This is a genomic window from Methylotenera sp. (genome assembly GCF_029946165.1).
Taxonomy (GTDB): Bacteria; Pseudomonadota; Gammaproteobacteria; order Burkholderiales; family Methylophilaceae; genus Methylotenera.
In genome coordinates this window covers 122460-145768 of sequence record NZ_JAQSDZ010000001.1, presented here as the reverse complement: position 1 = coordinate 145768, position 23309 = coordinate 122460, and the positions used below count along the sequence as shown (strand labels likewise).

At 42.2% G+C, this 23309-nt stretch carries 25 protein-coding genes and 1 other RNA gene; 12 read left to right on the top strand and 14 right to left on the bottom strand.

Going from position 1 to position 23309, the window contains the following annotated elements:
• Positions 1 to 267: 267 nt before the first annotated feature.
• The 7 genes from PSV17_RS00730 to guaB all read right to left on the bottom strand — a co-directional run bounded on the left by PSV17_RS00730 (position 268) and on the right by guaB (position 6930).
• Positions 268 to 435, bottom strand: a complete 168-nt coding sequence (locus tag PSV17_RS00730) for a DUF3149 domain-containing protein (protein ID WP_300478520.1) — start codon at positions 433 to 435, stop codon at positions 268 to 270.
• 307 nt (positions 436 to 742) lie between these two features.
• A complete protein-coding gene (locus tag PSV17_RS00725; protein WP_300478517.1) occupies positions 743 to 967 on the bottom strand; it encodes a hypothetical protein in 225 nt (74 codons plus the stop codon).
• 44 nt (positions 968 to 1011) lie between these two features.
• A complete protein-coding gene (locus PSV17_RS00720; protein ID WP_300478514.1) occupies positions 1012 to 2607 on the bottom strand; it encodes an ABC-F family ATPase in 1596 nt (531 codons plus the stop codon).
• A 57-nt stretch (positions 2608 to 2664) separates the two neighbouring features.
• Positions 2665 to 3267 (bottom strand): nitroreductase family protein, encoded by a 603-nt coding sequence (locus PSV17_RS00715; RefSeq protein ID WP_300478511.1) that lies wholly within the window; start codon positions 3265 to 3267, stop codon positions 2665 to 2667.
• A gap of 24 nt (positions 3268 to 3291) precedes the next feature.
• Entirely contained in the window at positions 3292 to 3789 is a 498-nt protein-coding gene (locus PSV17_RS00710; protein WP_300478508.1) for a GreA/GreB family elongation factor, read from the bottom strand.
• 1 nt (position 3790) lies between these two features.
• On the bottom strand, positions 3791 to 5395 hold the full coding sequence (guaA, locus tag PSV17_RS00705; protein WP_300478506.1) for a glutamine-hydrolyzing GMP synthase: 1605 nt from the start codon (positions 5393 to 5395) through the stop codon (positions 3791 to 3793).
• Positions 5396 to 5469: 74 nt separating this feature from the next.
• A complete protein-coding gene (gene guaB / locus PSV17_RS00700; RefSeq protein WP_300478503.1) occupies positions 5470 to 6930 on the bottom strand; it encodes an IMP dehydrogenase in 1461 nt (486 codons plus the stop codon).
• 277 nt (positions 6931 to 7207) lie between these two features.
• Here guaB and PSV17_RS00695 point away from each other — a divergent pair, with 277 nt between their 5' ends.
• Complete coding sequence (locus PSV17_RS00695; RefSeq protein WP_300478501.1) at positions 7208 to 7732, top strand: DUF4124 domain-containing protein; 525 nt, start codon at positions 7208 to 7210, stop codon at positions 7730 to 7732.
• Between the two features lie 69 nt (positions 7733 to 7801).
• On the opposite strand, the gene PSV17_RS00690 is transcribed toward PSV17_RS00695, so the two are convergent.
• Both PSV17_RS00690 and PSV17_RS00685 read right to left on the bottom strand, forming a co-directional pair.
• Entirely contained in the window at positions 7802 to 8128 is a 327-nt protein-coding gene (locus tag PSV17_RS00690; protein ID WP_300478498.1) for an RnfH family protein, read from the bottom strand.
• Between the two features lie 39 nt (positions 8129 to 8167).
• Positions 8168 to 8605, bottom strand: coding sequence for a type II toxin-antitoxin system RatA family toxin (locus PSV17_RS00685; protein WP_300478497.1), 438 nt, complete (start codon positions 8603 to 8605; stop codon positions 8168 to 8170).
• A gap of 118 nt (positions 8606 to 8723) precedes the next feature.
• Here PSV17_RS00685 and smpB point away from each other — a divergent pair, with 118 nt between their 5' ends.
• From smpB to PSV17_RS00645, 8 genes are all read left to right on the top strand, one after another.
• The gene (smpB, locus tag PSV17_RS00680) at positions 8724 to 9173 is read left to right on the top strand and encodes an SsrA-binding protein SmpB (RefSeq protein ID WP_300478496.1); all 450 of its coding nucleotides are present in this window, start codon (positions 8724 to 8726) and stop codon (positions 9171 to 9173) included.
• Positions 9174 to 9316: 143 nt separating this feature from the next.
• Positions 9317 to 10177, top strand: coding sequence for a Tim44-like domain-containing protein (locus PSV17_RS00675; RefSeq protein WP_300478495.1), 861 nt, complete (start codon positions 9317 to 9319; stop codon positions 10175 to 10177).
• A gap of 239 nt (positions 10178 to 10416) precedes the next feature.
• A complete protein-coding gene (locus PSV17_RS00670; RefSeq protein WP_300478493.1) occupies positions 10417 to 11544 on the top strand; it encodes an OmpA family protein in 1128 nt (375 codons plus the stop codon).
• A gap of 109 nt (positions 11545 to 11653) precedes the next feature.
• Positions 11654 to 12022 carry a DUF4440 domain-containing protein gene (locus PSV17_RS00665; protein WP_300478490.1) on the top strand — a complete coding sequence of 123 codons (369 nt, stop codon included), beginning with the start codon at positions 11654 to 11656 and terminating at the stop codon, positions 12020 to 12022.
• 120 nt (positions 12023 to 12142) lie between these two features.
• The gene (gene recQ / locus PSV17_RS00660; protein ID WP_300478487.1) at positions 12143 to 13972 is read left to right on the top strand and encodes a DNA helicase RecQ; all 1830 of its coding nucleotides are present in this window, start codon (positions 12143 to 12145) and stop codon (positions 13970 to 13972) included.
• 206 nt (positions 13973 to 14178) lie between these two features.
• Entirely contained in the window at positions 14179 to 14400 is a 222-nt protein-coding gene (locus PSV17_RS00655) for a hypothetical protein (RefSeq protein ID WP_300478484.1), read from the top strand.
• A 257-nt stretch (positions 14401 to 14657) separates the two neighbouring features.
• Entirely contained in the window at positions 14658 to 16376 is a 1719-nt protein-coding gene (locus PSV17_RS00650; protein WP_300478481.1) for an N-6 DNA methylase, read from the top strand.
• Entirely contained in the window at positions 16373 to 17980 is a 1608-nt protein-coding gene (locus PSV17_RS00645) for a type ISP restriction/modification enzyme (RefSeq protein WP_300478479.1), read from the top strand. The genes PSV17_RS00650 and PSV17_RS00645 overlap by 4 nt, the downstream gene beginning before the upstream one ends.
• A gap of 50 nt (positions 17981 to 18030) precedes the next feature.
• Here PSV17_RS00645 and pqqA read toward each other — a convergent pair whose 3' ends face one another.
• Positions 18031 to 18102: a pyrroloquinoline quinone precursor peptide PqqA gene (pqqA, locus tag PSV17_RS00640; protein WP_012777389.1), complete on the bottom strand. Its 72-nt coding sequence runs from the start codon at positions 18100 to 18102 to the stop codon at positions 18031 to 18033.
• A gap of 215 nt (positions 18103 to 18317) precedes the next feature.
• On the opposite strand from pqqA, the gene ssrA reads away from it, so the two are divergent.
• Positions 18318 to 18684: a transfer-messenger RNA gene (gene ssrA, locus PSV17_RS00635) on the top strand.
• 55 nt (positions 18685 to 18739) lie between these two features.
• Here ssrA and PSV17_RS00630 read toward each other — a convergent pair.
• Together PSV17_RS00630 and PSV17_RS00625 are read right to left on the bottom strand one after the other, a co-directional pair.
• On the bottom strand, positions 18740 to 19930 hold the full coding sequence (locus PSV17_RS00630) for a DUF3596 domain-containing protein (protein WP_300387743.1): 1191 nt from the start codon (positions 19928 to 19930) through the stop codon (positions 18740 to 18742).
• Between the two features lie 279 nt (positions 19931 to 20209).
• A complete protein-coding gene (locus tag PSV17_RS00625) occupies positions 20210 to 20362 on the bottom strand; it encodes a hypothetical protein (RefSeq protein WP_300387745.1) in 153 nt (50 codons plus the stop codon).
• 106 nt (positions 20363 to 20468) lie between these two features.
• On the opposite strand from PSV17_RS00625, the gene PSV17_RS00620 reads away from it, so the two are divergent.
• Positions 20469 to 21803, top strand: a complete 1335-nt coding sequence (locus PSV17_RS00620; protein ID WP_300387747.1) for a hypothetical protein — start codon at positions 20469 to 20471, stop codon at positions 21801 to 21803.
• Between the two features lie 190 nt (positions 21804 to 21993).
• Entirely contained in the window at positions 21994 to 22497 is a 504-nt protein-coding gene (locus tag PSV17_RS00615) for a hypothetical protein (RefSeq protein ID WP_300478477.1), read from the top strand.
• Positions 22498 to 22586: 89 nt separating this feature from the next.
• Here the strand turns inward: PSV17_RS00615 and PSV17_RS00610 are convergent, their stop codons facing one another.
• Positions 22587 to 22883 carry an addiction module antidote protein gene (locus PSV17_RS00610; RefSeq protein WP_300385917.1) on the bottom strand — a complete coding sequence of 99 codons (297 nt, stop codon included), beginning with the start codon at positions 22881 to 22883 and terminating at the stop codon, positions 22587 to 22589.
• 17 nt (positions 22884 to 22900) lie between these two features.
• Complete coding sequence (locus tag PSV17_RS00605) at positions 22901 to 23197, bottom strand: type II toxin-antitoxin system RelE/ParE family toxin (protein WP_300385914.1); 297 nt, start codon at positions 23195 to 23197, stop codon at positions 22901 to 22903.
• Positions 23198 to 23309: the final 112 nt, after the last annotated feature.

Sequence of the window (23309 nt, the reverse complement as noted above, 5' to 3'; positions counted from 1 at the left end):
GTTACATTTTTGTAAATTTTTACGAAAATGCGATTCACAGATAGTGTCATATATGCCGCTATAAGTCAAAATGTGGCTAATTTTGCAGAGGGATGCAATAACCTAGTTGTTATTGAGTTTTACTATAACAAAGTTAGGTTGTCCTAAACATTTAGCTGCATGTTAAATGTTTATGAGGGGGCAGAATGTTAGGCTCTATACTTAGAAAACACTAAATAATTTGAAGCCACCAAATATGGCTTCATAGATTATTATTTACTGTACTTACTATTTCTCACTGGCCAATTTCTCACTGGCTTTAGCTTTTTTAGTGTCTTCATCAATATGACGTTTGAAATACAAACCAAACCAAACAAACATTCCTAAAATAAACACAATAACGGCAATGCTTTGCAGACCATAGTCGGTAGAAAAAAGATTGATAAGCAACTGCATGACGAATATCCTTTCGGTTGTAATTAACAAAGCTAAATTGATTAGCTTCTTGCTGTTAATATGCGCCTCAAGGATTCTGCTGGTATTGATGCAGATCAAATAGCCTTAATATTTAAATGGTTATTGCTTAGTGAGTTTAGTCTATGATTAACTGGTTAAATTTCAGTTAAGTATCACGACCCAAAACTCGATTTTTAGCTTTGTGAGATACGATGATGTTTTTGGCAATTAAGGGTAACACGCCAATAAAGATTAGAATAAAAGCGAGCGCTACTATTCCAATAATGCTTTTAGGAATTAATCGCAACTAGTGCGCGTATTCCTTTTGATTCGGAATCATGTCTAGCAAGCGTATGCAACCAATTGCATAGCCGAGTAGCATTGCCCAAGCGGTGTCATTAATGCGTGATTGCTCAAACCATAAGCCAGACATATAAATCAGCCAAAAAATTCCTAGCAGAATGGCTAGGGATTCAACTCCACCATTTTTAAACGCGATTGCATGCGCTACAAATGATAAAAACCAAATCACAACGAGCCAGATTACCCAGAGCGTTGTGATTAGGAGATTAGGCGCTACTCTACGCCTTGACTCGCCAAGTAATCTTCGTAATTACCAGTAAAGTCTACAATGCCATCCGCTTTAATTTCGATGATGCGAGTAGCGATAGAGCTTACAAATTCGCGGTCATGGCTAACAAAGAATAGCGTGCCTTTGTATTTATCTAAAGCCGTATTTAATGCTTCGATAGATTCCATGTCCATATGGTTAGTTGGCTCATCCATTAGCATGACATTAGTTCTAGCCAGCATCATTTTGCCGTAAAGCATACGGCCTTTTTCGCCACCAGAGAGTACTTTGACTGACTTTTTAGTGTCATCGCCACCAAATAGCAAGCGGCCTAACATGCTGCGAACCACTTGGTCGTCGTCGCCAGTTTGTCTGAACTTTGTCATCCATTCAAACAAGTCTTCGCCATCTTCAAACTCGTATTCGTGATCTTGCGCAAAGTAGCCGATATTGGCTTTCTCTGCCCATTTCACTTCACCAAATTTAGGCTGCAAATCACCCGCTAAACAACGTAAGAAAGTTGTTTTACCAATACCGTTTTCACCAATAATCGCGACTTTCTCACCAGCTTCAAACATCATATCTACATCGTTAAATAATGGTTTGTCAAAGCCGTGGCTGAGTTTCTTCAACTCAACTGCATTGCGGTAAAGTTTTTCACGTTCATCATATTCAAAGCGAATAAATGGATATTGACGGCTTGAAGGTTTGAATTCTTCAATCTTAATTTTGTCGATTTTCTTAGCACGGCTTGTTGCTTGCTTAGCTTTAGAGGCATTGGCAGAGAAGCGGCGTACAAAGTCTTGTAAATCAGCCACCATCTGTTTAGCTTTATCATTATCTTTGGCAGCCTGTGCGCGAGCTGCAGTGCTAGCTTCCATGTAATCATCATAATTACCTGGATACATCGAAATTTTGCCGTAATCCATATCGCAAGTATGCGTACATACTTGGTTTAAAAAGTGACGGTCATGCGAAATAATGACCATGGTGCAATCACGATTGTTCAGCACATCTTCTAACCAGCGAATGGTGTTAATGTCTAAGTTGTTGGTTGGCTCATCCAATAGCAAAATGTCTGGGTTAGAAAACAGTGCTTGCACAAGCAATACGCGTAATTTCCAACCTGGTGCAACTGAGCTCATTAAGCCATTATGCTGCTCAATAGGAATACCCACGCCCATTAACAACTCGCCAGCACGTGCCTCAGCCGTGTAACCATCAAACTCAGCAAATACGCCTTCTAACTCAGCGGCACGCATGTAGTCGTCTTCTGTTGCCTCTAAGTTTGCGTAGATGGCATTTTTCTCTACATTGGCATTCCACATTTGCTCATGACCCATCATCACGACATCAAGTACGCGTTGATCCTCGTAAGCAAATTGGTCTTGTTTCAAAAACGCCATGCGTTCATGGCTATCAATTGAGATATTGCCAGCGCTAGGCGTTAAAACGCCAGCCAGAACTTTCATGTAGGTCGATTTTCCGCAACCATTAGCACCAATTAAACCATAGCGGTTATTGTCGCCAAATTTAACGGAAACGTTCTCAAAAAGCGGCTTTGCGCCAAACTGCACGGTGATATTGTTGCTAATTAACACGGTTGAATCCTTAAGTGTATTTCTTAAAAGTGTATTTTTAAAGTATAGATATTAAAACTAAAATGTATTGCTAATGACGATTTCATTCATGGCTAATTGACCGCCACGTGGCTGCGCTTCTTTTAACGGCTTGCCTACAACCACGAACATGGTTACTGTATGGTCGATTGGAAGGTTAAGTAATTTACCTACTGCATCAAAGTCAAAACCATCCATAGGGCAGGTGTCATAGCCCATTTCTTTTGCCGCAAGCATAATCGTCATCGCCGCCATGCCACAAGAGCGCATACCTTCATCACGCTGAAGTTGTTCGTTATTTGCGTAATAATGACCAATCATTGGTACTAAAATGTCAGAAGCCGCTTTAGGCGCATTCTTCCAATAGCGTTCAGGTTGTTTTTCCCATGCTTTTAAATCAGCCGTTAATACAATCAGCAAAGAAGCCTCTTCAACTTGCGCTTGATTCCAACTTACTGCACGAATTTGGTGGCGCAATACAGCATCTGTGACTAATACAAAGCGCCAGTTTTGAATATTAAACGCTGTTGGTGACAGCATCGCTAAAGACATTAACTGATCAATTTCAGTTTGCGTCATTTTGTGGTGCGGGTCAAAACTCTTAACTGAGCGACGTGTTTCAATCGCGGTATTCACGTTCATTTAATATTCTTTCATTAAAGAGATTTAGTAATGTATGGCTAGAATTTCTAGACCTAAATTACCAGCAGGGCGTTGCCAACTTACCGTTTCACCAACTTTATGCCCAATGAGTGCCTTTGCAATTGGAGAAACCCAACTGACTTTATTTAACGAGATATCCGCTTCGTCTTCGCCTACGATGGTGAACTGGTGAGAATTACCTTCTTCATCTTCAACATTCACCGTAGCACCAAATAAAACGACATCTTTGGCTTGTGTTGCTGGGTCGATTAAAATCACGCTTTCCAAACGTGTTTCTAAATAACGCAAATCTCGTCTTAAAGGCGCTAAAGTTTGTTGTGTGACAGGGTCATCTTTATTCGGTAATAGCGCTTGTTGTTGCTGTTCTAAAGCATTAGCTTGATTTTGTAATTGCGCTAAACCAAATTGGGTGACATAGTTTGGAAACTCACTTACCCGACGTTCAGGTAAATCAGTGCCAGCTCTTTCTAAATCATCTTCTTTGACAAAGCCGCGACTCACTTTATTCCCATTCAATCGTAGCGGGCGGTTTACCAGAAACGTCATACACCACGCGGTTGATGCCACGTACTTCATTGATAATGCGGTTTGAAACACGCCCTAAAAGTGAGTAGGGTAATTCTGCCCAATGTGCGGTCATAAAATCACTGGTGACCACTGCACGCAAGGCCACAACGTAATCATAAGTACGGCCATCGCCCATTACGCCAACCGACTTTACTGGTAAGAACACCGTAAAAGCTTGGCTAGTGAGTTCATACCAAGTTTTACCTGTTGCGTGGTCTTTAGTAGTGCGTAACTCTTCGATAAAAATCGCATCGGCACGGCGAAGTAAATCAGCAAAGTCCTTTTTGATTTCGCCTAAAATACGCACGCCTAAACCTGGCCCTGGAAATGGGTGGCGATATACCATGTCCGCTGGCAGGCCAAGCGCTACGCCAAGTTCACGCACTTCATCTTTAAATAGGTCGCGCAGTGGCTCTAGTAATTTCAAGCCTAATTGCTCAGGTAAACCGCCCACGTTGTGATGGCTTTTAATCGTCACTGCTTTTTTAGATTTTGCGCCACCAGACTCAATCACGTCAGGATAAATCGTACCTTGCGCGAGGAATGTTGCGCCTTTATGACCACCTGTGCCAGCTTTGAGTTTAGCGGCTTCATTCTTAAATACTTCTACAAATTCACGACCTATAATTTTACGTTTCGCTTCGGGGTCGCTCACCCCAGCTAAATGACCCATGAATTGATCTGTTGCATCAACGCGAATCACATTCACATGTAAACGACCTGCAAACATCTCCATCACTAAATCGCCTTCATTCAGACGAAGTAGACCGTGGTCAACAAACACGCAAGTAAGCTGATCGCCAATCGCGCGGTGAATTAGTGCGGCTGCAACGCTAGAATCTACGCCGCCAGATAAGCCTAAAATGACCTCTTCATCACCGACTTGTGCTTTGATTTTTGCCACCGCTTCAGCAATGTAGTCGCCCATAATCCAGTCAGGTTTTGCACCACAAATATCTAACACAAAGCGGTTAAGCATGGCTTGACCTTGCTTGGTATGCGTCACTTCTGGGTGAAATTGCACTGCGTAGAATTTACGTGTTTCGTCAGCCATTGCTGCAATTGGCGTAGTGTCGTTACTAGCAATCACTTTAAATCCAGCGGGTATTTCAGTCACTTTATCGCCGTGACTCATCCATACGTCAATAAAGCCATGACCTTCAGCATTTGAACTATCTTGAATATCGCGGAATAGGGCAGAGTGACCGCGTGCGCGCACTTGCGCATAACCAAACTCACGTTTATGACCTGCTTCTACTTTACCGCCAAGTTGCTGCGCCATGGTTTGCATGCCGTAACATATACCCAACACAGGCACACCAAGCTCGAATACAGCTTGCGGAGCGCTATCTGATTCTTCTTCGTAAGCACTGGCATGGCTACCTGAAAGGATAACGCCATCCGCGCCAAAGTTACGTACAAATTCGTCAGATACTTCACATGAGTGAATTTCGCAATAGACATGCGCATCTCGCACACGGCGAGCGATAAGTTGAGTGACTTGTGAGCCGAAATCTAAAATGAGGATTTTTGAGTGCATAGCGTGTGCTTAATGGAGAAGGTTAAAAAAATACGAGTGGTTAAAATAACCACTCGTATTTCAAGCAAGGTTGTTTAGTCAACGCGGTAGTTTGGTGCTTCTTTTGTAATCTGCACATCATGTACGTGAGACTCACGCATGCCTGCAGAAGTGATTTGTACAAATTCAGCTTTGTTGCGCATTTCATCAATGGTGGCACAGCCTACATAGCCCATAGAAGCACGTAGGCCACCCATTAGCTGATGAATTACCGCAAGTGAACTGCCTTTGTACGGCACGCGACCTTCTATGCCTTCAGGGACTAATTTATCAGCGCCGCTATTGGTATCTTGGAAATAACGATCACTAGAGCCTTTTTGCATTGCGCCAATAGAACCCATGCCACGGTATGATTTATATGAACGGCCTTGGAATAATTCGATTTCGCCAGGTGCTTCTTCCGTACCTGCGAACATACCGCCCAACATTACACTGTAAGCACCCGCCGCAATCGCTTTTGAGATGTCACCAGAGAAGCGAATGCCGCCATCTGCAATAAATGGCACGCCGGAATTTTCAAGCGCTTTAGCTACGTTAGCGATAGCACTGATTTGTGGAACGCCTACACCAGCCACGATACGTGTTGTACAGATTGAACCTGGCCCAATACCAACTTTAACGCCATCAGCGCCTGCGTTTACTAAAGCTAATGCAGCGCTTGCTGTAGCAATGTTGCCGCCAATCACTTCAATGTGAGGAAAGTGTTTTTTAACCCATGTCACACGGTCTAATACGCCTTGTGAATGTCCGTGCGCAGTATCAACTACAATCACGTCAACGCCTGCTTCAGCTAATGCCGCAACGCGTTCTTCTGTACCTTCGCCCACACCAACAGCCGCACCAACACGTAATCTACCTTGAGCGTCCTTACATGCGAGAGGATGATCTGTTGACTTTTGTATATCTTTAACAGTAATCAAACCTTTAAGTGTATCTTCAGCATCAATGACCAATACGCGCTCTAAGCGATGTTGATGCAATAAACGAATCACTTCATCTTTTGTTGCACCTTCACGCACTGTCACCAACTTACTTCTTGGTGTCATGATGTTTTTAATCGGCTGATCAAGATTAGTTTCAAAGCGTAAATCACGGTTGGTCACTATGCCAACGATTTTGCCGTTATCCACTACTGGAATGCCAGAGATTTTATGCATGTGATTTAATTCAAGCACATCACGCACAGTCATATGGCTTTGAATTGTAATTGGATCATTCACCACGCCAGATTCAAAACGCTTAACACGTGCAACGTGCGCAGCTTGTTTCATGGCGGTCATGTTCTTATGAATAAACCCCAATCCACCTTCTTGTGCCAATGCAATAGCCAGTGGCGCTTCGGTCACAGTGTCCATGGCCGCTGATAAAAGGGGAATGTTTAATTGAATGTTACGAGTGAGTTGAGTTGCGAGTGAAACCTCGCGTGGCAGCACATTAGAGTAAGCTGGCACTAATAAAACGTCATCAAACGTAAGAGCTTGTTGCAGTAAACGCATGCGAAAATCCTTGTACCCAAAACGAAATTATACAGATTTAAGATAAAAGGCGCGAGTGCTAGCTATAAAATTTTTTATTTTGTTAAATATGGTTACTACATACTCAATCGCGATTCATTGATGTTAGACATAAATACATTTTAAAATGTCTAGTAGATTTGGTCAAATTGCTTAAATAATGCTTGCTTGTATGAATAACTGGCAATATTATTAATTTATAAATGGTTTGAGCGTCTTGCTAAGCTAAACTAATAAAAAGTGATCTAGGGGATAGGCTATGGTATTGCGTATTTTATTACTGTGTGTTGTTTTATTGCCGACCTTAGCTTCGGCCGAAATCTACAAATGGAAAGATATAGATGGCGTCATTCGTTATAGTGACGTGCCCCCTCCTTCTAACGTCCCACAAGAAGCATTATATGGTAAAAAAATTCCAAGGCCTACAGTTGTTGCCCCAGTTGCCTCTGTTGAATCGACGACTGCGAATATTGCTAATAAAGAGACCAATTCGTCCACAGCCAAAACTGAAGTAAAAGTTAGTGATGCTAAAACTAAAGAAGAGGCCGCAAAAAAGCGCGCTCAAGCCGCTGAAACAAAAAAGCAAGATGAGGAACAAAAGAAGGCCGAACTAGAAACTAAACAGGCGAGTTGTTCTATTGCAAAACAAAATTTTGGTACCTACAATAACGGCGGCAGAATTTCTAAAACTGATGAAAATGGTAATAGGCAATATTTAAGTGAGGCTGATATTGAGCAAGGCAAAGCCGATGCACAAAAAGATATCGAGAAGTATTGCGACTAAAATCCTTGGGTGGTTATTTTAGTAATATTTCACTTAGTTATCAAATAACACTTTTACATAAACTAACTATCAAACTTCAGGCGATGCATCTCCACCGCCTTTTTTCATTACTTTTCCATCGGCAACACGTTGTTTGCGCACTTCTTTAGGGTCGGCAATCAAAGAGCGATAAATCTCGACACGATCTAGGTGACGCAAAGTTGTATCTAATTTCGTTAATTTGCCAAAAATGCCAACTTTGTTCACCGCTAAATCAATTTCTGGGTATTTAGCCATCATCCCAGAAGATTTGATTGCCTGTTCAACAGTAATGCCATCAGCCACCTTAATTGGAATGATTAATTGCTCTTTGGGTAGAGCGTAAGCGACTTCTACAATCATTTCATCGGTGGTCATATCATTTCCTATTATTCTAATGCATTGATTCTAATTAAGTTATTTATTTTTATATACTACGTCAGCTCGCGCTACGAAACTATCGACAAAGGTGTTGGCAATGTGGCTGAAAACTGGCGCGATTATTTTTTCTAAAAAACTATTAGCAAACTCATAGCTAAGCATAAACTCTATTTTGCAAGCATCTTCACTTAATTCTATAAAACGCCATATGCCTTCAAGTTGCCTAAAAGGACCATCTTTAAGTTTAATATCCATTGCGCTGGGATAAGTTTTGTGATTTTCTGTTGTGAATTTTTGATGAATGCCATGATAAGCAATATGCAGAGTGGCAATCGTAGAAGCATCATCTTGCTTGATCAAATCGACACCGCCGCACCATGGCAAAAATTCAGGATACTTGGTCACGTCATCCACCAGAGCATACATGCGGCTTGCAGAGTGATGGATGAGTACTGATTTTTGAACTTGCGCCATAGTTTCCTAAATGTTAAATCAAGCTGTTACGTAAAATTGACAAATAATCGGATTAGCTCTAAGTGAGAACTAGAGTAAAATGTTATTTTAAGTCATTCGACAAGAAATATTTAGTTTTATGAGCATTGCACAAAATAAAAAAGCTTTTTTTGACTACTTTATTGAAGATAAGTATGAAGCGGGCGTGGTTTTAGAGGGCTGGGAAGTTAAGGCCATCCGTGAAAACCGCGTTAATATTAAAGAGGCTTACGTTATTATTCAGCGAGGCGAAATTTACCTCATCGGCTGCCATGTTACGCCGCTTGGTGCAGCCTCTACACATATCCGTCCAGACGCAATCAGAACACGTAAATTACTATTGCATAGTGAAGAAATTCTTAAGCTAATCGCAAAAGTAGAGCGTGCAGGTTACACCATAGTGCCGCTTGATATGCATTTTTCGAAAGGTCGTGTGAAAGTACAAATTGGCCTAGCCAAAGGTAAAAAGCAACATGATAAGCGTGATACCGAAAAAGAGCGTGACTGGGAACGGGAAAAAGGCAGAATCATGAGAGCTCATAATAAATAAGTTTGCCCAAGTAAACTTTTTTGCAATTCAAACTTCTAATCAACTTAAATTCAGCACTTGTTAGCTTCGGATTAGACCCCATTAGTAAAAGTGTTGAATTAATTTCTTCACGCATTTTTTTAAATTACGGAATTAAGGTACACATGAAAAAGTTTTTAACGTTCTTAATGGTTGCCCTCATGACTACGAGCTTATTGGCTACGGTAGCTGAGGCTAGACGTTTCGGCGGCGGTAGCAGTTTTGGCAAGCAGCGCACCATGCAAAATCAACAACAACCGCGTCAAGTGCAAAACGCTCAAGATAAGCAAGCCACATCGCCTGCAAAGCCCGCAGGCAATAAATGGATGGGGCCCTTAGCTGGTTTGGCTATAGGCGCAGGTTTAATGGCGATGTTTTCGGGCGGAATGGGCGGCGGGTTTTCTACCATTTTAATGGCACTGCTAGCTGCGGGTCTGGTGATGTTTTTAATTTCAAGGCTAAAAAAACCTCAGGCAACAAGTAACTTGAACCCTTCAACATTAATGCAATATGCTGGAGAGTCTGCTTATCGTCCACAAGATTCGCAATCAAATTCTCGAGGCGGCGCGTCAGATTTTGGTTCCACTAATTCTATTAATAGCAATATCCCAGCAAGTTTTCCTGTGGATTCGTTTATTCGTAGTGCAAAAGCCTCTTTTATTCGCTTACAAGCGGCCAATGACAACAAGGATAGCAACGATATACGTGAATACACAACGCCAGAAGTGTTTGCCGAAATTACCATGCAAATGCAAGAACGTGGTAATACGCTGCAAAAAACGGATGTGATAGATATTAACGCTGAGTTATTAGAAGTGATTGATGATGCTGTTTTTTCGGTTGCTAGCGTTCGTTTTACCGGACAGCTTAGAGAGAATAACGAATCGCCAGAAAATATAGATGAAGTATGGATCATACAAAAACATCTTCATGATGAAAATGCTAAATGGTTGCTAGCTGGTATTCAGCAAACAAATCTTCAATGAGTTAGTTCCTAGTTAGCTTTTATAATCAATAAAAGTCTAGTCAGAAATGGCTAGACTTTTTTATTAGCATTAAGTTATATGAATGTTGGCATCTGCCCGACTAAACTATATAAGAAAAGTGTCCTTATGTTGTCTGCCGCACATAGCATTTTAACCTACGCAGGTATTATGCCTCCAACTGCTAAAGCAGAGCTCAACGAAAACAACATTTAATTATTTTTAAATAAAGGCAAATTAATATGAACAACAGGCTTATTCAAATCGCAGTGGTAGCTACATTAGGCTTAACTGCACTCTCTGCTTCAGCTGAAGATATGTATCGCGGTGCTTGGTATGCTTTACCTGGTATTAGTTATATGGATACTGACAATGATCTAAATGCTGGCAATGGTGGCGGTGCATTTATCAAATTTGGTAAAGAAGTGAGCCCAAGTTGGGATATACAAGGCGGTTTAGGCTACAACACCTCCAATGAAAATGGCATTGCAGGCGCAAGTGGTCGATACAAACAAACTACATTAGGCTTGGATGCCTTATATATGTTGAGTCGTGATAAATTCCGTCCGTTTGTGTTAGTAGGTGGTGGCGTAGCGCGCAACAAACTACGCTACTCTATTCCTGCTCCGAACAATGATTTGAGCGACTCTAAAACTGGCTGGATGGCGAACGTTGGTTTTGGTGCACAGTATTTAGTGAGCGACACTTTTGGTATGCAAGCTGACTTGCGTCAACAATGGAGCCGCGCTAAAGGCGGATTAGATGATAATTTAGATGGAACTAACGTAAGCAATACTGAAACAATCAGTAATACTTTGTTAAGCTTAGGCGGTATTTTCCGCTTTGGCGCACCTACGCCAATGCCAGTAGTTGCAGAAGCTGAACCAGTTGCTGCGCCATATGTAGCACCTGAGCCAGTGCAAGAGCCAGCACCTGCTCCAGTACCAGTTGCTGAGCCATGTAAACCGAAATTTGAAACTGTTACGATCTCAGCTGAAAAATTATTTGGTTTTGATAAATCTAAACTTCAAGAGGGCTCTAAACCAATTCTTGATGAAGTTGTAACTAAACTTAAAGAGCATTCAGAATTCAAATTGGTGATGGTGACTGGCTATACTGACCGTATTGGTTCAGAAGCTTACAATCAAAAGCTATCTGAAAAACGCGCTAATCAAGTAAAAGCTTACATTGTTTCGCAAGGTATTGATGCAAGTCGCTTACAAGCGATTGGTAAAGGTGAGTCTGAGCCTGTTGCTGAATGTAAAGGTGTTAAAGGCAAAAAACTTATTGAATGTTTAGCGCCTAACCGTCGTGTTGTGATTTTAGATGAAGAGCAACGTAAAGTTGAAGGTCAAGCAGCATGTAATTAAGTTTATTTTTTCTTAATTTGCGGTTTTAACCGTTATTATAATGGTGATGTGATTAATCCTAATTGCATCATCATTAAAGTTAATAGTCACAAGATTAATTGGAAAATAAATGGATATTAAATCAATCATCGAGTTAGCTAATTCTAAATGGAATAAGGCATTAAATAGTGGAAACATCAAGGCTCTAGCAAGTTTTTATACTGAAAATGCTACTGTATCTCCAGGCAATGGCACTACGCTTGCAGGGCGCGGTGAAATAGAGGCACTATTTAATGGTTTTGTTGAAAATGGTGTGCATAACCATACCTTAGAAATTGTGGAATGCGGTGGGTCAGATAAGGTTATCTACCAAGTGTCTAAATGGAATGCCAATGGCGCAGACTCATCTTCATTTGGTGGTATTACCATGAGCGTGCTTGAGCAGAGTTCTGATGGACAATGGCACACAAACTCGCATGTATGGAATATGCAATCTTAATTAATTTCAGACAATAGAAATCAATCGTAAGGTGGGTAACTTGTTACTCACCTTTTTTCAAGCATACGATTGGTAGAATTGTCAGCAAATGTCAAACCTGCGCGGTGTACAATACCGCCCATGTCCAATATCCCCGCATTACAAACTCTGCACGATGTCTTTGGTTATTCAACTTTTCGCGGTGAGCAACAAGCTATTGTCGAACATGTCACGACTGGCGGCGATGCGCTAGTATTGATGCCAACGGGCGGCGGTAAATCTTTGTGTTACCAATTGCCAGCTTTGTTGCGTGAGGGCGTTGGTATTGTGGTGTCGCCACTGATTGCTTTGATGCAAGACCAAGTGGATGCGCTTAAGCAACTGGGCGTTCGGGCGGCGTTTTTAAACTCGAGTCAAGATGCTAATGAAGCACGCGAAATTACCGCACAATTGATGCGCGGGCACTTACAGATTGTTTATGTAGCACCAGAGCGACTTTTAATGTCGAGCTTTTTATCGTTGTTAGATGAAATAGAAGAGGGCGCAGGCATTGCGCTGTTTGCGATTGATGAGGCGCACTGCGTTTCGCAATGGGGGCATGATTTCCGTCCTGAGTATCGCAAGCTCACTGTATTGCATGAACGTTTTCCGCATGTGCCGCGCATTGCGCTGACTGCTACGGCGGATGCACCGACGCGTGCTGAAATTGTTGAGCGGCTGAAACTTGAAGAAGCGCGACAGTTTGTTTCAAGTTTTGATCGTCCAAACATTAAATACCGCGTCACACAAAAGGCTAATGCCCGTCAGCAATTAGAAGCTTTTTTAGAGAGCGAACACGCCAATGACGCTGGCATTATTTATTGTTTAAGCCGTAAAAAAGTAGAAGAAACTGCCGAGTGGCTAAAGTCACGTGGTTGGGATGCTTTGCCTTACCATGCAGGTTTAGATGCAAGTGTGCGCAACCAAAACCAGCGTCGATTTTTACGTGAAGAAGGCGTGATAATGGTCGCTACCGTGGCGTTCGGTATGGGTATTGATAAGCCAAATGTACGCTTTGTGGCGCATTTAGACTTACCTAAAAGCATGGAAGGCTACTACCAAGAAACAGGCCGTGCAGGGCGCGACGGCTTGCCTGCAAACGCTTGGATGACTTATGGTTTGGGCGATGTAGTCAGTATGCGCAAAATGTTAGATTCTGGCGATGCGCCAGAAGAACGCAAAGCCGTAGAACGACAAAAATTAGTTGCTTTATTAGGCTTTTGTGAATCTACCAGTTGTAGACACCAAACCTTGTTACGTTATTTCGGTGAAACCCACCCTGGCAATTGCGAGCAATGCGATAACTGCTTAAGCCCAGTCGATACTTGGGATGCCACACAAGCCTCTCGAATGGCGCTTTCATGCGTATATCGCACAGGGCAACGCTTTGGCGTGGTGCATTTAATCGATGTTTTATTGGGTAAAAGTACGCCAAAAATTCAACAATTCAATCACCAAAGTTTAAGTACATTTGGCATTGGTAAAGGCTTAACGCAATCACAATGGAGCAGTGTTTATCGGCAGTTAGTCGCCAGTGGTTATTTGGATAGTGACATTGAAGCCTACGGCGGCTTAAAGTTAGCCGAATCGGCAAAACCTGTGCTAAAAGGCGAGGCGGAAGTATGGTTACGCCAAGATGTAGAAGTGGTCGCCACCCGTAAAGTCAGCAAGGCTGAGCGAGGCACTCGCGCCAAAGAAGGCTACGAAGAAGTGGCTGATGACCCACTATGGCATGCACTGAAAGCCAAGCGTATGGAGCTCGCCAAAGAACAAGGCGTGCCACCCTATGTGATATTCCATGACAGTACGCTGCTAGAAATACTTAATCAAAAACCAAGCAGCCTTACTGAAATGAGCCAAATTACAGGGGTGGGACAAGCTAAACTTGAGCGCTATGGCGATGCGTTTTTAGAAGTGCTAGAAGATAGATAATTCTCGAATTAGGTAAGCTAAAAACACCTACCCTGCGAAGTCCGTCCCTATTGGCTCGCAGGGCAGCTAGTTTTGTATTTAATGATTATTATTTTATTAATAACAAAAAGCAAAGTGCCACCGCAAGTAATCGAATTGGTGCATATGCTTTTCAGTTTCAAATCGGTTAAACTCTTTGAACGTTAAAACAATAAAGAATAAAAATCATGTCGATAAACGACTACATTCAAATCGTCAATCAACGCTTTCAAGCGGGCAACGCCACCGAGCATAGTTACCGTGGCGATTTGCAAAATTTGCTAGCCAGCCTTTTGCCCAATGTAGACATAACCAACGAACCCAAACGCATTGACTGCGGCGCGCCAGATTACATTATTAGCCAAAAGGCAAAGACATTCCTATTGGTTATATTGAGGCAAAAGATGTAGGTGTAGAGCTAGGCCATAAATCACATAAAGCCCAGTTTGATCGTTACAGAGCCGCACTCGACAACCTGATTATTACCGATTACCTACAGTTTCACTTTTACAAGCAAGGCCAATTAGTAGTAAGTTGCGAAATTGGCGAGCTTTCTAATGGTAAAGTACACGCTAACCCGCAACAGTTTGACACCTTCACCAGCCTTATTCAGAACTTTGCGCTTACCGTAACGCAAAGCATTAAATCGCCCGTTAAATTAGCGCAAATGATGGCGGCAAAAGCCAAGCTCATGGCCGATGTGATTCATAAAGCACTTGATGAAGATAAAGAGAATAGTACCCAAAGCGAGCTTTACAACCAATACGAAGCTTTTAAAACCGTTTTAATTCACGATATTAGCCACGCAGAATTTGCCGATATTTACGCCCAAACCATTGCCTATGGCATGTTTGCGGCACGTTACCACGACCCAACCTTGCCCACCTTTACGCGTCACGAGGCGGCAACATTAATACCGCAAAGCAACCCATTTTTGCGCCAGCTATTTCGCACCGTGGCAGGTTATAACCTAGACGATACCGATGGCAAACGCCTGCTTTGGATTGTAGAAGAACTGGTGCAAATATTTTTAGCCACCGATGTAGCTAGCATTATGCGCAACTTTGGCAAAGCCACGCGCCAGCAAGACCCCGTAGTGCACTTTTACGAAACCTTTTTAGCTGCATACGACCCCAAACTACGCAAAGCGCGTGGTGTTTGGTACACGCCAGAACCCGTGGTTAACTTTATTGTGCGTGCCGTAGATGACATTTTAAAAACCAAGTTTAATTTACCCAAAGGCTTGGCCGATACCAGTAAAACGCAAATCACCGTAGATGTTCAGGGCGCAGGCAAAAAAGGCAAAACCGAAAAACTCACTAAAGAGATTCATAAAGTACAAATTTTAGATCCCGCAACGGGTACGGGCACTTTTTTAGCGCAAACCGTGCGCCACATTTACAACACCCAATTTTCCAGTATGCAAGGCATGTGGCCGCAATATGTCAGCGAGCATTTAATACCGCGCCTCAATGGCTTTGAGCTACTCATGACCAGCTACGCCATGGCGCACTTAAAGCTCGATATGCTGTTAACCGAAACAGGCTATGTCAACACCAGCGCATCAGAACGGCTACGCATTTATTTAACCAACAGTTTAGAGAACGACGACGCGCCCGATTTACCGCTGTTTAGCTACCTAAGTAACGAGGCCAACGAAGCTAACCGCATTAAGCGCGATGCACCTGTGATGGTGGTGATGGGTAATCCGCCCTATTCAGTGAGTAGTAGTAATAAGAGTGATTGGATTCAAGACTTACTGAAAGATTATAAAAAAGACCTGAACGAGCGCAACATACAACTGCTTTCAGACGATTACATTAAATTTATCCGCTTTGGGCAACACTTTATTGATAAAAATGGAGAAGGCGTGCTCGCCTACATTAGCAATAACAGCTTTATCGATGGCATTATTCACCGCCAAATGCGCAAAAACCTGCTAGAAAGCTTTGATGAAATTTATATTCTAGACCTGCATGGTAACGCAAAGAAAAAAGAAACCGCGCCCGATGGTAGCAAAGATGAAAACGTGTTCGACATTATGCAAGGCGTGAGCATTAACTTGTTTGTAAAAACAGCCATCCCTTTGACTACCCCGTCGCTACGCGCCACCCCTTCTAAAGAAGGGGAAGTAAACCCAGCTGATTTTATTCCCCTTCAAAATGAAGGGGTGGCACGAAGTGACGGGGTAGTTGCGAGTGGTAAAACATTAGCAAAAGTGTTTCACCACAGTCTTTATGGCAAACGTGAAGAAAAATACGGTGCATTAAACGATGCAGGCATTGCCAATATTGCATGGCAAGAGATTACTTATAAAGCGCCTGAGTATTTGTTTATTCAAAAGATGCAGAAGTTGAAGCGGTTTATAAACAAGGGTTTGCTTTGAATGATTTATTTACTTTAAACTCAAGTGGCATTAAAACTCACCGCGACCATTTTGTGATTGATATTGATATAAATGCGCTTCAAAAGAGAGTAGAGCGTTTTTATGATTTAACAGTTAGCGATGATGACATTCGCAGAGAGATGGATTTAAAAGATAATCGTGATTGGCAATTAAATATTGCGAGAAGAAAAGCAATATTTGATAAAGAGTTAATAGAAACAACCACCTATAGACCATTTGATAATCAAACCATTTATTACGATGCAAACTTAATTGACTTTGGTCGTCAAAATGTAATGCGTCATATGCTTGCAGGTGAGAATTTAGGTTTGGTAGCCGTAGTTCAATCGCAGGCAGCAAATCTAGATTATTTTGATTGTCTATTCATTAGCAATAAAGTGACAGACGTGAATATGTTTAGGCGTGGTGGGCCAACACTTTTTGCACTTTACACTTACCCCGATTCCAACGACTTGCTCGCAACTACCCCGTCAGACCTTTGGTCTGCCACGCCTTCTGAAGAAGGGGAATTGTTACGCACGCCCAACCTTAATACTGAAATCGTACAAAAAATTGCCCTCGGTTTGGGCTTAAGTTTTACGCCAGAAAAAGCGGCTACCCCGTCGCTACGCGCCACCCCTTCTAAAGAAGGGGAATTAAAACCAGCTGATTTTATTCCCCTTCAAAATGAAGGGGTGGCACGAAGTGACGGGGTAGTTAAAAACAACTCGAAACTAGCTGACTTACCCTACAACCCCGCATTAAAAGAAAGAGCGCGCGAGCTTCGCAAAGCCGGCAATTTAAGCGAAGTTTTATTTTGGAATGCAGTTAAGAATAAGCAATTAGATGATTTAGATTTTGATAGGCAACGTGTGATTGGAAATTACATTGTTGATTTTTATTGTCATGAATATAGCGTGGTTGTTGAAATTGACGGAAGCTCTCACGATGATAAACAAGAATATGACGCAGAGAGGGATGCTTACTTAAGAGGGTTGGGATTGAATGTTTTGCATGTGCAAGATATTGAAGTGAAAAAGAACTTGAGTGGCGTAATTGAGTTGGTGAGGCAAAATACCACTACCCCGTCGCTACGCGCTACCCTTTCTAAAGAAGGGGAATTAAAAACCTTTGCGCCGATTGATTTGCTCGATTATATTTACGCTGTATTGCACAGCCCCAACTACCGCGAAACCTATAAAGAGTTTTTAAAAATCGATTTTCCGCGTGTGCCTTATCCCACAGATGCCGCGCAGTTTTGGCAATTAGTCGCGTTAGGTGGTGCGCTGCGTCAAACACATCTGCTAGAAAACGCACCTACAAAATCAGACATAAGCTACCCAATTGGCGGCAATAACGTGGTGGATAAGCCTAGTTTCGATGCTGGCAAAGTGTTTATTAATGCCACGCAGTATTTTGAAAACGTGCCGCCCATTGCATGGGGCTTTTACATTGGTGGCTACCAACCCGCACAAAAATGGCTAAAAGATCGCAAAGGCCGCGCGCTCAATATGGATGATGTGCAACATTATCAAAAAATCATCCACGCCCTGTGTGAAACGCACCGCTTAATGGCAGAGGTGGATAACATTCTGCAAGATTAAAAGCCATAAAAAAGCCCGCATTAAGCGGGCTGTTGTTTAAGCGTTAAAGCTTATTTGTTCATTACGTACATTGTTACTTCAAAGCCAAAACGCATTTCAGTAGCTGCTGGTGTTGTCCACATGATATTAATCCTTTTTAGTTTGGCGATTCACAATGATTCGCTCCATGTGTTGCATTATGCGCCGCCCTTAAAAACCAACCCTATGCGTGCTGCGTAAATCAAGCTAGTGAATTTGCTTAAATAAGCATAGTGCTTTTAGAGGCGCGGCTTTAAGCGTATAATTCACTTATTGATGAACTTAGCGTTATGTAAGTACGTCATAGTAATACTGATTTGGGGCTGACCAGGTTTCGACGTGGGTTACAAAGCAGTGCAGGGCATACCGAGGCTCAGATTACCTCGTAAATACAGCTGAAACAAGTATAGTCGCAAACGACGAAACTTACTCTCTAGCAGCTTAGTTCTGCTGGACGCTACACCAGCTCTCCCGTGGGTTGGATTGGGGTAACCCATACGTAGTGTCATATACACGGGATACGTGTTGTGTTGGGTTACTTAGCACTGCATTAACCTTAAGGTAGCTCGCGTGCAAACTGCTTGTCTGTTGGTGTGTTGCACGTTAAATTAAACAACAAGGCTAAGTATGTAGAACTGTCTGTGGAGGATTTGCGGACGCGGGTTCGATTCCCGCCAGCTCCACCATTTTATTGTAATAAAATCAATGACTTAGTGTTTTATGTTGTCAAAAAATATGACATTATTTGGTGCTATTTAGGGCTGAAATGACAACATTTTTGACAACATTTGCGCTAAACATTTGAACGGCTTTGTTGCCCGCATCTGGGATTGAGTCTTTGATGAATTTTGCGTATACCTTGCGTAACATTCCCCAATCGCTATGTCCCATTTGCGAGGCCAACCAAGTAATAGACTCACCAGCGGTAAGCATCATGCTGGCATAGGTGTGTCTGGTTTGGTAAGGTCTGCGATATCTAACTTTTGCGCGTTTTAAAGCGTAAATCCAAACATTTTTTCTGATGGCTTGATCCCCACTCCAGCGCTCAAAGGTAGCTGGGTTCTGAAATATCTCTGCATTTTTCAAATAAGTGTACTGTTTTTGTTGGTTTAATGCTTGCAACGCTGGCGCGAGTATTTTAACTTCCCTATTTCCAGACCTTGTTTTTGGTTGCTCACAATCATCGGCAGCTTGAGTAAGTGCCTTATTTATAACTATAGTGCCACGCTTCCAGTCAATGTCGCCCCAATCCAATGCAACTAACTCACTGGTGCGTAATCCTGTCCAAAAGAAAAATTGCACCATATTTTTACCTTGCCCCTCAAGTGCGCTTAAAATTGCAGTTTGTTCTATTTGGCTGAATGGCTGAACGTCATCCTCTTTCTTTGGTGCTTCTTTGTTTTCATACTTCCAGCCATACATGGGATTGGTTTCGATTAATTCATCATCGACTGCATCTTGAAGTGCGGTTCTAAGTATGCTTTGAATGTTACTTAACCGCTTATTTCCACATGTCATTTCTAGTAGCCATTTTTTTATAGCGGGTCGTTTGATCTCCGTCAGTGTTTTACCGATAAATTTAGGAATAACTAAGTTGTTGACTACTTTTGTGTAGTCTAGGAGAGAAGACGCCTTCAGTTTTCTAGCTTTTTCTTGGAGCCAATTATCTAAGTAATCTTCAACTAAGAGGGTCTCACCTTGGTGAGATGTAAACTTAAATCTAAGTTTTGATTCAGGAAATGTAATGCTGTAATCAAATGTTTCTTTATCGATTGCATCGTTAATTGCAGCAAGATGATTTTTTATTCTTTTTAGGTTAGCGGGAGTGGGCTTGAGTTTAACCCTTTCTCGACACCTAACACCTTTGTAGGTAAAGGCGATTTCATAGCTCGTTGCGGACGCCACCTTGATGCCAGTGCTAATTCCACCCATTCGTTATACCCCTCAATAATAATTAAAATTCTTCCATCCAGAGCTTTGATCCAAACTTTATTTTCGAACCAAACACCATCACGAATTTTAGTCCGAATAGCATCCTCGGTGTACCCCGTCATCTCATGAAATTTGCTAATAGTGACGTACTTAACCATTTATTAGTGTGAACTCTGTGCTTGGTTTAAAACCAAGACTGACTGACATTAGAACAGTAGTTTCAGATTCTTTTAAGGACATTATTGGTCTACGCCAGGAAGTTGTTTAACATCTACTAACTCAGTAGAAGCTAATGATTGCAGATTTTTTTGGTGTAACCTCAATATCATCCAATGGTTCTGGATGCCCCATCAAATTCTCCGATCCGGAGCCCATCGTTCGGATGGCTGCAGTAATTGGCTTTTCATTATTTGTTTGCAATGGTTTTTTCATATGTATTTCTTTCTATAATGTTTAAAATAAAAGCGAAATTGCGTTTTATTGAACTTATTCTATATGTTAAAAAAATAACAATCGAAGCAGAAAGTTAGGAAATAGGGTGACAGATTCTAAAGGCCAAAAAATGAATGGAATTAAGGCAGAACGTCAATTGTCGATTAGAGATGCAGCCAAACTGGAGGCTAGTTATCGATTACCTGGCAGTAGGCGGATATTCAAATATGTTTCCTTAGTAGTAGGTAAACAAAATCGAATTGATTACGTACTTAATCAATTCGATGCAATCTTGGCTGATTGCTATGGTGCGAATCCGCTAATGATTACAGCGGTTAATAACGTTGCTGGTATGATTAGAACCAAGGGGATTGCCTTTTCGGAATATTCACCTGGTAGAACATGCGCACGCGGATTTACCCCCACTCAAGAGTTGGTTGAAGAGTTGGCAGACCCAGCAATTCGAAAGATCTTTCCAAAAGGATCATTTGTAGATTCGCAATTTTATCAATTGGGATATCCTTTCCCGCTTTCTAAGTATTTGAATTATGAAAAGGTAAGTTATCAGCGCTTGGTAAATATGATTAACAAGGTAGGGGAAGTCTACGCTGAAATTTGTTTTGATCGTGACGAAAGGGAAGTGTTCGATATGACTTGTGCCACTCTCGGCCTAATTTCGGATTTTATCTCAGCTTTGGCTTCAGTCGCACCACAACTGCCTCAAAGAGAGCAATTGAAGTGGTGTAGTGTTTGTTTTCGGAGATATCCTTGTGTTAAGCATACTTCTAACCGTCTAGCGCGGTCTACCAACGTTACAAATCAGCATAGGCGCGATGCTGGAGTTAAGACCCAAAAGTCATTGCCGCCTGAACTATGGGAAGCAAAAGCACAGCGGCAGGCTAGAAGAAGAGCTGTATGTGTTGGCTTGCATAGTAAAGCATCAAGTGCCAAGACCCATGAGATAGTTATAGGTAACTATCTGGGGATTGCTGCAGAAATTCAGGAGTTGATCACGGAAACTCTTGATTTGGAATGGGCTGAAGTAGCGCCGCGTTGGCAGGCAATGATGCAAATCAACTTCCCCTTTGTATGTAACAAACTTCAGGCAGAGGCAGTTAAGTTTCCAAGTTGGGAGAAATTTGCTAATCAAATTATATGTGCATTGGATGATGAATCTGAAAAATCCACATATCCTCTCTGGATAATTTACATGCTAGAAGATGCGGAAGATTGGTTTTTCGCTGAAGAAAACCTCAAACCCGATGGCCGGAAATCAAATTCAATCGATTTAATTCTTGAACTGTATCCAGATAAAACAACTAATCTAGCTGAAATCAGCAAAATTCTTACAGCTGCTGGAACTAAAATTTCGAGACAAAATGTTGCCAAAGCCTTAAAAAAGCACGATCAAAAATTGAAAACGTCACGTAAATCTGGCTAATGATCAGCCCATACAAAATATTGATGCTCATAAATTAAGCAGTATACGTGGATTACTTGGTCAAAATTCAGCCGCAGTATGTCTTTAAATTGCGTATTCTCGCCCAAAAGAGCCACCCATAATCATCCAAAAAGGCCACCTATAATCACGTAAAAAAGCCACATATTTGCTGGAACTGTCGCGCTATATCGTGTTGAACCCGCTTCGCGCCAACATGGTGAATATCCTCGAAGATTGGCTCTGGAGCAGCTACCCCATCGTCACAGGACATGAAGCTGCACCCGTGTGGCTGGATATGGATTGGTTGCTTGGTCAATTCGGCACTGAACGGAGCAATGCACTACTTGGCTATCGCGAATTTGTTATGTCGGGTAGGGGAGTGGCAAGCCCCTTGCAAAGCGCCCGTCATCAACTATTGCTTGGCGATGACGCATTTGTGAAAAATCATCATAGTCAATACCGTGAAGGCGAAACGCTACGCGAAGTATCAAAGGCGCATCAAAAATCAGTTGCCTTGTCACTGGACGAATATCTGACACACCACCCAGATCGCGATACGGCAATGGCTCAGGCTTACCGGACTGGCGCTTATACAATGGCAGAGATTGGTGAGCATTTTGGGGTTCACTACATGACAGTAAGCCGCGCAGTGCGGGGGTGCGGGGGTGCGAGGCGAGACTTAAGGGTATGTTGAAATGTTAGAGCTGACCCCGTTTTTCGTTAGAACTGACCACGTTTTCCGTATTTCTGGATGGGTGGACCCCGTTGTTCAGGACAGTTTTTCTAAACTGAGGCATGCAGTTTAACCCCCATCGCATGCATTACTTTGTTCACTGTATCAAATCGGGGATGTGCGTTGGGACGCAATGCTTTGTATAGAGCCTCGCGTGTGATACCGCTTTTTTGTGCAATATCTGCCATGCCTTTTGCGCGAGCAATAATACCAAGTGCATGGGCAAGCTCTGACGCATCGCCTTCTTCAAGTACGATATTAAGATAGGCAGCGATATCCGCTTCGGTTTTAATATGTTCCGCCATATCAAATTCTGGTAAATCTGCAATTTTAATTTTGTTGGTCATGGTTTTATCCTCTAGGTTTAATCTTCAATATTTTTTGATAATTGAATTGACTTCGTAATATCAGCACTTTGGTTAGATTTATCGCCGCCACCTAGCATGACAATTAACACATCCCCATGCTGAATAAAATACATACGCCAGCCAGCCCCAAAATGCTCGCGCATTTCAACAACACCTTCGCCTACAGGCTTAACGTCACCAAGGTTGCCACGTTGCGCTTTATCAAGTCTGCGCGCAAGCCGAATGCGTGTTACGTTATCTTTAAGGCTATTAAGCCAAGCATCGAATTCTAAGGTGCGTTTAATAATATACATGTTTTATTGTAATTGAGCGATTACAAATTGGCAAGGGTTAGAGAGCGAGTTGTTACTAACCGTTGATTGATATGGCAATGCAAATGCATTACCATTTTAAAAAACTACCGAA